9 protein-coding genes, 1 tRNA gene and 1 pseudogene are annotated in these 14,129 nt (G+C 72.8%); 9 read left to right on the top strand and 2 right to left on the bottom strand.

The features are described from left to right. Positions 1-43: 43 nt before the first annotated feature. Positions 44-1,390 (bottom strand): UDP-N-acetylglucosamine 1-carboxyvinyltransferase, encoded by a 1,347-nt coding sequence (gene murA, locus ACFWBB_RS41075; protein WP_385283939.1) that lies wholly within the window; start codon positions 1,388-1,390, stop codon positions 44-46. Between the two features lie 290 nt (positions 1,391-1,680). On the opposite strand from murA, the gene ACFWBB_RS41070 reads away from it, so the two are divergent. The 8 genes and pseudogenes from ACFWBB_RS41070 to ACFWBB_RS41035 all read left to right on the top strand — a co-directional run bounded on the left by ACFWBB_RS41070 (position 1,681) and on the right by ACFWBB_RS41035 (position 12,218). Continuing rightward, positions 1,681-2,253 carry a YqgE/AlgH family protein gene (locus ACFWBB_RS41070; protein ID WP_356261089.1) on the top strand — a complete coding sequence of 191 codons (573 nt, stop codon included), beginning with the start codon at positions 1,681-1,683 and terminating at the stop codon, positions 2,251-2,253. A 42-nt stretch (positions 2,254-2,295) separates the two neighbouring features. Continuing rightward, a complete protein-coding gene (locus ACFWBB_RS41065) occupies positions 2,296-2,598 on the top strand; it encodes a DUF3039 domain-containing protein (protein WP_062647990.1) in 303 nt (100 codons plus the stop codon). Between the two features lie 311 nt (positions 2,599-2,909). Next, positions 2,910-3,539 (top strand): annotated as a pseudogene (locus ACFWBB_RS41060) (carbohydrate ABC transporter permease); the annotation flags it as partial. 1 nt (position 3,540) lies between these two features. Continuing rightward, entirely contained in the window at positions 3,541-5,181 is a 1,641-nt protein-coding gene (locus ACFWBB_RS41055) for a beta-N-acetylhexosaminidase (RefSeq protein WP_385283936.1), read from the top strand. Between the two features lie 235 nt (positions 5,182-5,416). After that, entirely contained in the window at positions 5,417-6,310 is an 894-nt protein-coding gene (locus ACFWBB_RS41050) for an FAD binding domain-containing protein (protein WP_385283933.1), read from the top strand. Then, positions 6,307-8,229, top strand: a complete 1,923-nt coding sequence (locus ACFWBB_RS41045; RefSeq protein ID WP_385283930.1) for a 2Fe-2S iron-sulfur cluster-binding protein — start codon at positions 6,307-6,309, stop codon at positions 8,227-8,229. Before ACFWBB_RS41050 ends, ACFWBB_RS41045 begins: the two co-directional genes overlap by 4 nt. Further along, complete coding sequence (locus ACFWBB_RS41040) at positions 8,226-10,535, top strand: xanthine dehydrogenase family protein molybdopterin-binding subunit (protein ID WP_385283928.1); 2,310 nt, start codon at positions 8,226-8,228, stop codon at positions 10,533-10,535. Before ACFWBB_RS41045 ends, ACFWBB_RS41040 begins: the two co-directional genes overlap by 4 nt. Positions 10,536-10,997: 462 nt before the next feature. Beyond that, complete coding sequence (locus ACFWBB_RS41035) at positions 10,998-12,218, top strand: SUKH-4 family immunity protein (RefSeq protein WP_385283925.1); 1,221 nt, start codon at positions 10,998-11,000, stop codon at positions 12,216-12,218. A gap of 201 nt (positions 12,219-12,419) precedes the next feature. Here ACFWBB_RS41035 and ACFWBB_RS41030 read toward each other — a convergent pair. Further along, positions 12,420-12,491, bottom strand: a tRNA-Cys gene (locus ACFWBB_RS41030). A 219-nt stretch (positions 12,492-12,710) separates the two neighbouring features. On the opposite strand from ACFWBB_RS41030, the gene ACFWBB_RS41025 reads away from it, so the two are divergent. Further along, positions 12,711-14,129: MFS transporter (locus ACFWBB_RS41025; protein WP_385283922.1), on the top strand; the 1,419-nt coding region annotated here is incomplete at its 3' end.

The following is a 14,129-nucleotide window of genomic DNA, read 5'->3' as shown; positions in this document are numbered from 1 at the left end:
GAATCCGGGTGGCCGCCCCATCGGCGTACCGCGGCTGTGGGCCCTAGCCGAGCGCCTTGCCCGGCAGCTCGACCTTCGCGCCGAGTTCCACGAGCTTCTCCATGAAGTTCTCGTAGCCGCGGTTGATCAGGTCGATGCCGTGGACCCGGGAGGTGCCCTGGGCCGCGAGGGCGGCGATCAGGTACGAGAAGCCGCCGCGCAGGTCGGGGATGACCAGATCGGCGCCCTGGAGCTTCGTGGGGCCCGACACGACGGCGGAGTGCAGGAAGTTGCGCTGTCCGAAGCGGCAGTTCGAGCCGCCCAGGCACTCGCGGTACAGCTGGATGTGGGCGCCCATCTGGTTGAGCGCGGAGGTGAAGCCCAGCCGGGACTCGTAGACCGTCTCGTGGACGATCGACAGGCCCGTGGCCTGGGTCAGGGCGACGACCAGCGGCTGCTGCCAGTCCGTCTGGAAACCGGGGTGGACGTCCGTCTCCAGCGCGATGGACTTCAAGTTGCCGCCCGGGTGCCAGAAGCGGATGCCCTCGTCGTCGATCTCGAAGGCACCGCCCACCTTGCGGTAGGTGTTCAGGAACGTCATCATCGAGCGCTGCTGGGCGCCGCGGACGTAGATGTTGCCTTCGGTGGCCAGCGCGGCGGACGCCCAGGAGGCGGCCTCCAGGCGGTCCGACAGGGCGGCGTGGTTGTAACCGCCGAGCTTGTCGACACCGGTGATGCGGATGGTGCGGTCGGTGTCCATCGCGATGATGGCGCCCATCTTCTGGAGCACGCAGATGAGATCCTCGATCTCCGGCTCCACGGCCGCGTTCGCGAGCTCGGTGACGCCCTCCGCCAGCACGGCCGTCAGCAGCACCTGCTCGGTCGCGCCGACCGACGGGTACGGCAGCACGATCTTCGTGCCCCGCAGCCGCTGCGGGGCCTCCAGGTACTGGCCGTCCTCCCGCTTCTCGATCTTCGCGCCGAACTGCCGCAGTACGTCGAAGTGGAAGTCGATGGGCCGGCCGCCGATGTCGCAGCCGCCCAGGCCGGGGATGAACGCGTGCCCGAGGCGGTGCAGGAGCGGGCCGCAGAACAGGATCGGGATCCGGCTCGAGCCCGCGTGGGCGTCGATGTCGGCGACGTTGGCGCTCTCCACGTAGGTCGGGTCGAGCACCAGCTCGCCCGGCTCCTCACCCGGACGGACCGTCACCCCGTGCAGTTGCAGCAGGCCGCGTACGACCCGCACGTCACGGATGTCCGGAACGTTGCGCAGCCGACTCGGCTCACTGCCCAGCAGGGCGGCGACCATGGCCTTGGGTACGAGGTTCTTCGCACCGCGGACACGGATCTCGCCCTCGAGCGGGGTTCCGCCGTGGACAAGCAGTACGTCGTCAGAGCCGTTGACGGTCATGTATCTCGCGTTCCATGGATGGTGGATTGGGGGAGGGGCCAAGGTCTCGGAGGCAGGGCCAGATGAGACAGGGTAATCGCCGCCGCCCCCTGTCCTGTAAGCCCAAGGACCACCCAGGAACGTCATAGCTGTGTCACAACACGAACCGTTTCCCACCGGGCACATGGGGTCACCGTCGGCCGTCCGCCGGGTCCGTGCGCCCGGATCGCTTCCGTGCGCCCGACCTGCCCTCACCCCGGTACCCCCGATTGCCGCCCCACATCACGGGAAGATGCGGGATCATGTCAGGCATGACCGAGGTGTCCTCGCTCACAGGGCGGCTGCTCGTGGCAACGCCCGCCCTGGCGGACCCGAACTTCGACCGTGCGGTGGTGCTCCTTCTCGACCACGACGAGGAGGGCTCCCTCGGTGTCGTCCTCAACCGGCCCACGCCGGTGGGTGTGAGCGACATCCTGGAGGGCTGGGCGGACCTCACCGGTGAACCCGGCGTGGTCTTCCAGGGCGGCCCCGTGTCCCTCGACTCTGCCCTCGGGGTCGCCGTCATCCCGGGCGGCGCGGCCGTCAACGGGACCCCGCTCGGCTGGCGCCGGGTGCACGGCGCGATCGGCCTCGTCGACCTGGAGGCACCGCCGGAACTCCTGGCCTCGGCCCTCGGCTCCCTGCGGATCTTCGCCGGGTACGCAGGCTGGGGCCCCGGCCAGCTGGAGGACGAACTGGGGGAGGGTGCCTGGTACGTCGTGGAGTCCGAGCCCGGCGACGTCTCCTCGCCGTCCCCCGAGAGACTCTGGCGCGAGGTCCTGCGCCGTCAGCGCAACGAACTGGCGATGGTGGCGACGTATCCGGACGACGCCTCGCTCAACTGAGGGGTGTGAGCTTCGGTACCCGGCTTCAGTACCCTTGGCGCCATGAGCACTCTTGAGCCTGAGACCCAGCCCCAGCGAGGCACTGGGACGGGAACCCTCGTAGAGCCGACGCCGCAGGTGTCGCACGGCGACGGGGACCACGAGCGCTACGCCCACTACGTCCAGAAGGACAAGATCATGGCGAGCGCCCTCGACGGGACGCCCGTCGTGGCGCTGTGCGGCAAGGTCTGGGTGCCCGGCCGCGACCCGAAGAAGTACCCCGTGTGCCCCATGTGCAAGGAGATCTTCGAGTCCATGGCGGGCGGCGGCGACGACAAGGGCAAGGGCGGCGGCGACAAGAAGTAGCCGTACGGACTTTCCGGGGTCCGCGGGGTGCGTCGTGACGCACCCCGCGGACCTTTGACGGTTTCTGCACGTCCGGGGCATCCGGTCGGCCTGGCGTGCCGTGCCGTGCCGTGCCTTGACGGCGTGGGGGGACCCCGGCCGCTGGGGCTGCTCCCGGAGGCGGCCTGAGCCAGGAATCCCCTCCCTTGGCGGAGGAGAGGGTTCAAGGAGTGGTTGAGACCTCTTGTCGGAGTGTCTCGTAGCCCATAACCTCTCACGTGTTGTGCAGGGCGAAACAGTAATCGCATGTGTCGCAACACCCGGAGGGGCCGCCCTCTCCGGATTCCTTCCGGCGCGTCTTCGGGCAGCAGGAATTCGGCCGCTACCTCCTCAGCAGTCTTGTGGGGGCGGGCGCGGTGGTGACCGTCTCCGGGGTGATCGCGTTTCTCGCCGCGACCGCCGTCACCCGATTCCTGTTCCGATTCCTGTTCCGCTTTCGCTTCCGGTTCCGCTTCCGGACCACCCTGCCGATCATGTTCCTGGTGGCCCGGACGGTGCCCGTGGAGGCGCTGACGATCCCGTTGTTCTTCCTCGTGCGGGACTTCGGCCGGTTGAACACCCTGGGGTCCCTGATCCTCCCTCACATCGCCTTCTCGCCGCCCTTCGCGTTCTGGACGCCGAGAGGGTTCGGGAAAGCGGTTCCGGAGGCGCTGGAGGAGGCCGCGCACCTCGACGGGGCGAGCCGTACGCGCTTTCTGCGGCAGATCCTTTTCCCGCTCGTCCGGCCGGGGCATCTCGCAGTCGACCCTGCCGATGGCCCTGCTGGTCTTCCGCGAGCCGGACGACCCGGACCGGGGCGGCGTCATGCCGGGTTCCACGGTCAGGACGATTCCGGTTCTGGTGTTCTTCGTACTCGTCAGCGACGACTGGTCTCCGGGCTGGGCGGAGCGGTAAAGGACTGACATGACTTCACTGATTCCGGCGCCGCGCCGCGTAGTCGCCGGTTCCGGCGAGGTGCGGCTCACGGCGGACTCCCGGCTCCGTGCCGACACCGCGACGGAGGGCGTCGGGCAGTGGCTGCGCACCGTCCTCTGGCAGGCGACAGGCCTGCCGCTGCGCGAGGGGCGGGAGTCCGACGGCACCGGGGGCGACGGCATCGCGCTCCGACTGGACCCGGGGCTCGGCCCGGAGGAGTACCGCCTCGTCAGCGGCACGACCGGCGTCCTCATCGAGGGCGGCGGCGCCGCCGGTGTCTTCTGGGGCGCCCAGACGCTGCGGCAACTCCTCGGCCCCGACGCGTACCGCAGGGCCCCGCTCGGTCGCGACCGCACCTGGGCCGTGCCGCACGTCACGATCGAGGACGCCCCCCGGTTCCGCTGGCGCGGACTGATGCTCGACGTCGCCCGGCACTTCATGCCCAAGGACGGGGTCCTGCGCTATCTGGACCTGATGGCGGCGCACAAACTCAACGTCTTCCACTTCCATCTGACGGACGACCAGGGCTGGCGGATCGAGATCACGAGGCATCCCCGGCTGACCGAGGTGGGTTCCTGGCGGGCGCGCACGAAATTCGGCCACCGCGCCTCACCGCTGTGGGAGGAGAAGCCGCACGGCGGCTTCTACACGCAGGACGACATCCGGGAGATCGTCGCGTACGCCGCCCAGCGGCATATCTCCGTCGTCCCCGAAATCGACGTGCCCGGCCACTCGCAGGCCGCGATCGCCGCGTATCCGGAACTCGGCAACACCGACGTCATCGCCGCGTCCGGAGAGGGAGGCGCCGGCGTCTCCGTGTGGGACACCTGGGGGATCAGCCCCAACGTACTCGCCCCCACCGACAACACCCTGCGCTTCTACGAGGGGGTCTTCGAGGAAGTGCTGGAACTGTTCCCCTCGGAGTTCATTCACGTCGGGGGCGACGAATGCCTCAAGGACCAGTGGCGCCGGTCACCGGCCGCACAGGCCCGTATCGGGGAACTCGGACTCGCGGACGAGGACCAGCTCCAGTCGTGGTTCATCGGGCACTTCGACAAGTGGCTCACCGCGCGCGGGCGTCGGCTCATCGGCTGGGACGAGATCCTGGAGGGCGGGCTCGCGGACGGCGCGACCGTGTCGTCCTGGCGTGGCTACGCGGGCGGGATCGCCGCGGCGCGGGCCGGGCACGACGTCGTGATGTGTCCCGAGCAGCAGGTCTACCTGGACCACCGGCAGGACGGCGGCGCGGACGAGCCCGTGCCGATCGGGTTCGTGCGCACCCTGGAGGACGTTCACCGGTTCGAGCCCGTTCCCGCGGAGCTGACGCCCGAGGAGGCCAGGCATGTGCTCGGCACGCAGGCCAACCTGTGGACCGAGGCGATGGAGGACCACACGCGCGTGGACTATCAGGCGTTCCCGCGGCTCGCCGCCTTCGCCGAGGTCGCCTGGAGTGCCCTGCCCGCCCCGCGGGAGCGGGACTTCGCCGGCTTCGAGCGGCGGATGGAGGCCCACTACGGGCGGCTCGACGCACTGGGCGTCGGCTACCGCCCGCCCGGCGGCCCCAGGCCGTGGCAGCGGCGGCCCGGTGTCCTGGGACGCCCGATCGACGGTCCGCCCCCGAATCGGTGATGGCACGTCACGGATAAATCACGGCAGAACCACCGAAGAGTGGCAATCCACGCACACTGGTGATGCCGCGCGAAAACGGACCATCTCCAGGGTGAGGTGGGCGAATGCCTCCTAGCGGACCCCCGCGTTCGGGTGTTGCGAAGATGTGCCAGAGTTGCCACGTCCGCCCTGTCAGCACGTACCGTACGGCAGCACAGGTGGGACCAGGTGGGGCAGCGGGAAGGGGCAGCCGGTTTTGACCACGCACGCACCGCAGGCGGGGCAGGCCGTCACGCTGCCCACGACTCTGGACGAGGCCGTGGCGGCGCTGGCCGCCATGCCCGCCGCCGTGCCCGTGGCCGGCGGCACCGATCTCATGGCCGCCGTCAACTCCGGGCAGCTCAGGCCCACCGGACTGGTCGGCCTCGGCCGCATCAGCGAGATCCGCGGCTGGCAGTACCAGGACGGCCACGCGCTGCTCGGCGCCGGACTCACGCACGCGCGCATGGGCCGCCCCGACTTCGCCGCCCTGATCCCGGCGCTCGCCGCGGCCGCCCGCGCCGCGGGCCCGCCGCAGATCCGCAACGCGGGCACGCTGGGCGGCAACATCGCCTCGGCCGCGCCCACGGGCGACGCGCTGCCCGTGCTGGCCGCCCTGGAGGCGACCCTGATCATCGCGGGCCCGGGCGGAGCCCGCCGTGAGATGCCGGTGTCGCACCTGCTGGCCGGCATGGAGATGCTGCGCGGCGGTGAACTCATCGGGTACGTGCGCGTGCCGCTGCTGCACGCCCCGCAGATCTTCCTGAAGGCGACCGGCCGCACCGGACCGGGCCGTGCGGTGGCCTCCGTGGCACTGGTCCTCGACCCGGCCCGGCGCGGGGTCAGGTGTGCCGTCGGGGCCATAGCGCCGATGCCGCTGCGGCCGCTGGAGGCCGAGCAGTGGGTCGCCCGGCTCATCGACTGGGACAACAACCGCACGATCGTCCCCGAGGCACTGACCGCCTTCGGGGAGTACGTGGCCGCCGCCTGCATCCCCGACGCGGTGCCGGGCGTGGACGGCTCCGTACCGGAACTTCCGCCCGCCGTACTGCACCTGCGGCGCACCGTCGCCGCGCTGGCCCGACGAGCACTGGGGAGGGCGCTGTCGTGACCGACGACCAGCACGGACCCGGACACGGAACCGGACAGGAAGAGAGGCAGGGCCAGGGCGCGCCGCAGGGCGGCGGCCGCTGGGACCCGCTGCCCCAGGGGGACTACGACGACGGCGCGACCGCCTTCGTCAAGCTCCCCGAGGGCGGCATCGACGCCTTCCTGGCGGCCCGCGGCGACAGCCCGCTCGCCGCGCCCGGCCACGGGTACGTGCCGCCGCAGATAGCGGTGACACCCCCCGCGGACGGCACCGGAGCCTGGGCCGCCCCGGCCGGCGGCTCCGACTGGCCCGCTCCGCAGGGCACCCCGCAGACGGTGGGCGACGACCGGTTCACGTACCACCCCGGCGCGACCGGCCAGTGGGCCTTCGAGGACACCTCGGCGGCGCAGGGCGCACCGAGGTCCGCCCCCGGACACGATGTGACGGGCCAGTGGTCGATCCCCGTCGCGGGCGGCGACCTGCCCGACGAGTCGGGCGAGTTCACCACGTCGGCCCTGGTCGAGCAGTGGGGCGGCACGCCCCCGGCCACCCTGCCCGGCGGCGCGGCCGCGCCCTGGGCGACGGGCCCGGCGGACCACGGCCCGGCGGACCACGGCACGACGGACCAGGCGTGGGGACAGCCCGCCGGCGGGACCGACGCGGCCGTGCGGCCGGAGGCGGACCTGCCCGCGTTCGGGCACGCGCCGGAGCACGGCCCGATGACAGCGGACCTCGACGCCCGCCGCCTCGACCCGCGCCTCGACCCGCGCCACGACGCCGCGGACTTCGACGCCCGCCACGACGCCGCGGACTTCGACGCCCGCCACGACGCCGCGGACCGCGATACGCGCCACCCCGCCGCCGAGCACACCGGGCAACACGCGCACCCGACCGGGACGTACGCCCCGGAGGTCTCCGCCGAGGCGTACACGGTGGCCCCGGACGGCCCCCCGGAGACCGCCCGGCAAGACGCTCAGCGGGCCGCTGAGGCCGACGGCGCCGCCGAGGCGGCCGTGGATGCCGAACGCACCCACGAGGCCGCCCACGAGCCCGCGGAGGCCGCCCACGGCCCCGCGGAGCCGTCCGCCGAAGGCGCCGCCGCGCACGGAACCACCGGTGTCCCGGCGCAGGCGCACGAGGACCCGCCCGCCGCGCCCTCCGCCGACACCCCGCGCGACTCCGGTGCGGACACGGCCTTCCACGACGCCTCACCGGATTCCACCGGGGCCGCCGAGCCCGCGGAGCCCGGGTCCGCCGAGTCCGCCGAGGAGGCGGACGACGCCCCGGCGCCGTTCCACGAGGAACACCCCCTCGCCGCCTTCGTGCTGCGCGTCAACGGCTCCGACCGTCCCGTCACCGACGCCTGGATCGGCGAGTCGCTGCTCTACGTGCTGCGTGAGCGACTCGGCCTCGCGGGCGCCAAGGACGGCTGCTCGCAGGGCGAGTGCGGGGCCTGCAACGTCCAGGTGGACGGGCGGCTCGTCGCCTCCTGCCTGGTCCCGGCCGTCACCACCGCCGGCAGCGAGATCCGCACCGTCGAGGGCCTGGCCGTCGACGGGCAGCCCTCGGACGTACAGCGGGCCCTCGCCCGGTGCGGGGCCGTGCAGTGCGGCTTCTGCGTGCCGGGCATGGCGATGACCCTGCACGACCTGCTGGAGGGCAATCCGGCGCCGTCCGAACTGGAGGCCCGCCAGGCCCTGTGCGGCAACCTGTGCCGCTGCTCCGGCTACCAGGGCGTACTGCGGGCCGTCAAGGACGTCGTCGCCGAACGCGAGGCACACGCCGCCGCAGACTCCGAGACGGACGGCGACGAGGCACGCATTCCGCACCAGGCGGGACCGGGCGCCGGGGGCGTCCATTCGTCGGCGTTCGAGAACCCCGCACAACCCCACCCGCACGACCCGGCATACGGACAGGGCCAGGACGGAGGCCAGGCGTGAGCAACGAAGCAGCCACCGCGACGACCCCCGCGGAGACCGCCCCGGCTCCCGAGGCGATCCCGCACGGCATCGGCGCCTCCCTGCAGCCCGCCGACGCGCGCGCCAAGACGGAGGGCACCTTCCCGTACGCGGCCGACCTGTGGGCCGAGGGCCTGCTGTGGGCGGCCGTGCTGCGCTCACCGCACCCGCACGCGCGCATCCTGTCCATCGACACGTCACACGCGCGTGAGATGCCCGGCGTGCGGGCCGTCGTCACCCACGAGGACATCCCGGGGCGCATCCTGCACGGCCGCGGCAAGGCCGACCGCCCGGTGTTCGCCTCCGACGTCGTACGCCACCACGGCGAGCCCATCGCGGCCGTCGCCGCCGACCACCCGGACACCGCGCGGATGGCCGCCGCGGCCGTCATCGTCGAGTACGAGGTGCTCGACCCGGTGATCGATCCCGAGCAGGCCTTCGAGGCGGAGGCCCTGCACCCCGACGGCAACCTGATCCGGCACATCCCGCTGCACCACGGCGACCCGGCCGCGGCCGGCGAGATCGTCGTCGAGGGCCAGTACCGCATCGGCCGCGCGGACCCCGCCCCGATCGGCGCCGAGGCCGGCCTCGCCGTGCCCCGTCCCGACGGCGGTGTGGAGCTGTACCTCGCCTCCACCGACCCGCACACCGACCGGGACGCGGCCGCCGCCTGCTACGGCCTCGAACCCGAGCGCGTGAAGATCGTCGTCACCGGGGTGCCCGGCGCCACCGCCGACCGCGAGGACCAGGGCTTCCAGCTCCCGCTCGGCCTGCTCGCGCTGAAGACCGGCTGCCCGGTGAAACTCACGGCCACGCGCGAGGAGTCCTTCCTCGGCCACGCCCACAGACATCCCACGCTGCTGCGCTACCGCCACCACGCCGACGCCGAAGGACGGCTGGTGAAGGTCGAGGCGCAGATCCTGCTGGACGCGGGCGCGTACGCCGACACCTCCGCCGAGGCACTGGCCGCCGCCGTCTCCTTCGCCTGCGGCCCGTACGTCGTCCCCAACGCCTTCATCGAGGGCTGGGCGGTACGCACCAACAACCCGCCGTCGGGCCATGTGCGCGGCGAGGGCGCGATGCAGGTGTGCGCCGCCTACGAGGCGCAGATGGACAAGCTGGCGAAGAAGCTCGGCGTCGACCCGGCGGAACTGCGGCTGCGCAACGCCATGGCCACCGGGGACGTGCTGCCGACCGGCCAGACGGTGACCTGCCCGGCCCCCGTGGCCGAACTCCTCCAGGCCGTCCAGGAGTTCCCCCTCCCGGCGCTCCCCAAGGACACACCCGAGGAGGACTGGCTGCTGCCCGGCGGTCCCGAGGGCGCGGGCGAACCGGGCGCGGTGCGCCGGGGCGTGGGCTACGGCCTGGGCATGGTGCACATGCTGGGCGCGGAGGGCGCCGACGAGGTCTCCACGGCAACCGTGAAGGTTCAGGACGGGGTCGCGACGGTCCTGTGCGCGGCGGTGGAGACGGGCCAGGGCTTCACGACGCTGGCCCGCCAGATCGTCCAGGAGACGCTGGGCGTCGACGAGGTGCACGTGGCCCCCGTGGACACCGACCAACCGCCCGCCGGCCCCGGCTGCCGGGGCCGTCACACGTGGGTGTCGGGCGGCGCGGTGGAGCGCGCGGCGAAGATGGTCCGCACCCAGCTGCTCCAGCCGCTGGCGCACAAGTTCGGCATGTCCACGGAGCTGCTCCAGATCACGGACGGCAAGATCACCTCGTACGACGGCGTTCTGTCGACGACCGTCGAGGAGGAGATGCGCGGCAAGGAGCTGTGGGCGACGGCCCAGTGCCGCCCGCACCCGACCGAGCCGCTGGACGCCGCCGGCCAGGGTGACGCCTTCGTCGGTCTCGCCTTCTGCGCGATCCGCGCGGTCGTGGACGTCGACATCGAGCTCGGCTCGGTCCGGGTCGTCGAACTGGCCGTCGCCCAGGACGTCGGCCGGATCCTCAACCCGGCGCAGCTCACCGCCCGCATCGAGGCCGGTGTGACGCAGGGCGTCGGCATCGCGCTCACCGAGAACCTCCGCACCCCGAGAGGCCTGATCCGCCACCCCGACCTCACCGGTTACGCGCTGCCCACGGCCCTGGACGCCCCGGACATCCGGATCGTCAAGCTGGTCGAGGAACGCGACGTGGTCGCCCCGTTCGGGGCGAAGGCAGCCAGCGCGGTCCCGGTGGTGACCTCGCCGGCGGCGATCGCCTCCGCCGTGCGGGCCGCGACGGGCCGCCCGGTGAACCGGCTGCCGATAAGGCCCCAGGCCGCGGTGGTGACGGACCGGTGAGCGACCGGGAGCCGGATTCTGCTGCGGCTGCGGCTGCGGCTGCGGCTGCTGATTCGGATCCGGCTGCGGATGTGGCGGTGTCCGCTGACGCCCAGCGGTACGAACCCGCGCCCGGCGTGGGCAAGTTGCTGGGCTGGATCCTTTTGTTCGTGCTGGCCGCGGTGGCCGTGGTGCTCGGCGGCGTGTACTTCACGTGAGGGGCGTGGTCCTCGTCACCGGGGTGATGCCGTCCGGCAGGTCGACGCTCGCGCGGGCCCTGGCCGAGCGGCTGCCCAGGGCGGAACGGACGGTCGGGGCGATCGTGGCGGGACGGGAACTCGCGGGGGGTCTCCTGACGTCTGTCAGTGTGGGACCGGTGTCGGGTGTGCAGGGTGCTGTCGCTGGTCAGAGCCGTTGTCAGTGGTGCCGCATAGGCTGCGGAGCAGTGGGACGGCGTAAGCAACTTTCCGCACGGGGGACCCGATGGGCACAACCAGGACCACCACCGCCACAATGACGATCACCTTCACCGAGGACGAGCTGAACCCGTACGTCACGCACGCGCCGACGCGCCGCTGGCTCACCGGCCCCGGCCTGCCCGGACTGCCGGGCGACGCCGGTCTGTTGACGTTCGAGGCGCTGCGCACGGACGGCCTGCGTACGGTCGCGGACTCCACCGGCGACCTCGACGGCCGACTGGCGGCCGAGCTGCGCGACCGGCTGGTGATAGGCGGGCTCCTGGGCGCCGACGGCCGGGAGACGGAGTCCGTCCTGCTCGACGGCATGACCGGCGAGATCTCCACGACGTACTTCCTGCACGACCGCCCCGACCTGATGGACCTCCGCCCGCTCGCGCCCTCCCTGGAGAAGCTGGTGCGCTTCGCCACGGCGGTGGACGAACTGGCGGCCCTGCGCGGCCAGTTCGCCTGCTACGCGGGCCGGCTCGGCCCGAAGGCGGTGGCGCAGGCGTCACGGCAGCTGCTGGCCGTCTTCGAGGAGGGCGCGAAGGGCACCGGCGCCGCGTCCGGCACCTTCTGGAAGCTGGCCGCGGTGATCCGCCCGCTGGCCCTGGTGGCGGGCCCCGGCACGACGTCCGGCCTGGCCCTGGATCTGCCGGTCCGTCTCCTGGACGAGGAGTTCGGCTCCGGCGAGGTCGTCCGCTTCGAGGACGTCGACTGCCCGCAGTCGCTCACCCACGCCCCGACCCGCCGCTTCCTGCGCGAGGTGGGGCTGCCGGAGGAGGTCGTCTGGTTCTCGCTGGAGACCGACACGCCCCTCCAGACGCTCGCCGAGTACTACGCGGACGACCGCGCCGCCGACCGCACCGAGAAGCGGCTGCCCGCGAACGCCGACCGCCTGATCCGCCTGGGACACCTCCTCGAGGACACCAGCCTGGTCGTCGACGGCGCCACGGGCGCGGTGCTGAGCTGGAGCGAGCCGGACCTCGGTCTGCGCCCGCTCAACGCCGACATCTCGACGCTGGCGTTCACCCTCTGGCTGATACGCCGTGAGCGGGCCCTGGACGCGGTGCACGAGCTGACCGAGGCCTACGACCAGCTGGCCGAGGCGATGTGCCGCACCCTGGCCGCCGTCGACCCGGTCGCCTGCGACCCGACCCCGGCCCCGGCCCTCCCGGCGGACGACGGCAGGCGGTACTGGCCGGACGTCTTCGAGGACGAGGCGGGCGGGGGCCTGTACGCATAGCCCGCGCCCGCGCCGACTGTCCCCGTCCGTGATCAGCCCCTGCGGCACAGGCACAGGCACAGGCACCGGCCCGGAGGCGGCGCGGCTCGTCGCATCCGCCGGGGGCGCGGTCGCGAGCCTGCGGAGCAGAGGCTGACGACCAGGAGGGCGGCACCCCCGAAGGAGTACCGCCCTCTCGTTCTGTCTGGTCGGGCCAGTCAGAGGCCGTGGCGGGAATTGAACCCACGTACCTCGCTTTGCAGGCGAGTCCCTAAGCCACTCGGGCACACGGCCAGGTCGGGAGCCGGGTGTGGGGCCCGTTCCGGACTTGGTACGTCGACCGTACGGGTCGGGTCGGGAGGGGCTCAAGGGGAACCGCGGCGCTGCAACGGGACTGCCACACGCCGTTCATGAAACGGGGCCGCGGGGCGACGGTCGTACGACCAACGTCCCGGTCACATCCCCGCCTTCCGACAGGGGTCCATGTCGGTAGTGGACCTTACGCTGGCGACCATGGCTGCCCTCGAATCCCGCGACACCGGTGTCGCCGGCGAAGTCCCGTCGTCCTCCTCCTCCGCTGCTGCCTCCGCCGCCGCGGCGCATGACGGCGAGACCGTCCTCGGGCGTTGCTATCGGGCCCTCACCATCGGGATCGTCTCCGTCGTGCTGCTCATCGCGTTCGAGGCGACCGCCGTGGGGACCGCCATGCCGGTGGCGGCGCGGGAGCTCGACGGGGTCTCGCTGTACGCGTTCGCGTTCTCCGGGTACTTCACCACCAGCCTGTTCGGGATGGTGTTCGCCGGGCAGTGGTCGGACCGACGGGGGCCTCTCGGCGCGCTGGGCGGTGGCATCGCGGCCTTCGCCGCCGGGCTGCTCATCGCCGGGAGCGCCGGGGACATGTGGGTGTTCATCCTCGGGCGGGCCGTGCAGGGGCTGGGCGGGGGGCTGGTGATCGTCGCCCTGTACGTCGTCGTCGGGCGGGCCTATCCGGAGCGACTGCGGCCCGCGATCATGGCCGCGTTCGCCGCCTGCTGGGTCGTGCCGTCCGTTGTCGGGCCGCTGGCCGCCGGTGCGGTGACCGAGCAGCTGGGGTGGCGGTGGGTCTTCCTCGGGATACCCGTCCTCGTCGTGCTTCCGCTCGCGCTCGCGCTGCCCCGGATACGGCAGCGGGCGAGCGGCCCGGTCGAGGGCACGGCCGCGGCCCCCTTCGACCGGCGGCGGATCCGGCTCGCCCTCGGGATCTCCCTCGGCGCCGGGCTGCTCCAGTACGCCGCCCAGGACCTGCGGCCGGTCTCCCTCCTCCCCGGCGCCGCGGGGATCGCGCTGCTCGTGCCCGCCGTGCTCGGGCTGCTGCCGCGCGGCACGTGGCGGGCGGCCCGCGGGCTGCCGTCCGTCGTGCTGCTGCGCGGGGTGGCCGCGGGGTCCTTCATCGCCGCCGAGTCCTTCGTGCCGCTGATGCTCGTGACGGAGCGGGGGCTCAGTCCGACTCTTGCCGGGTTCTCGCTCGCGGCCGGCGGGGCGACCTGGGCGCTGGGGTCGTGGGTGCAGTCGCGGCCGTGGGCGGTGCCGTACCGGGAGCGGCTGATGGCTCTGGGGATGGTGCTGGCGGCTGCCGCCATCGCCACCGCGCCCAGTGTCCTGATCCATTCCGTGCCCGTCTGGACCGTGGCCGTCGCCTGGGGCTTCGGATGCCTGGGGATGGGGCTGGTGATCTCCTCCAGCAGCGTGCTGCTGTTGCAGCTGTCGGCTCCCGAGGAGGCCGGGACCAACTCCGCCGCCCTGCAGATCTCGGACGGGCTGTCCAACGTGCTCCTGCTGGCCGCCGGGGGCGCCGCCTTCGCGGCGCTCGGCGGTGGAAGTGTGGCGCACACGACGACGGTTACGGCGTCCGACGGCTCCCATCCGGCCGCCTTCGCCGCCGTCTTCCTGCCG

The sequence above is a fragment of the Streptomyces sp. NPDC060000 genome, from assembly GCF_042737375.1.
GTDB lineage: Bacteria > Actinomycetota > Actinomycetes > Streptomycetales > Streptomycetaceae > Streptomyces.
The sequence above is the reverse complement of the archived record's forward strand: the minus strand, read 5'-3'. Positions and strand labels throughout refer to the sequence as shown.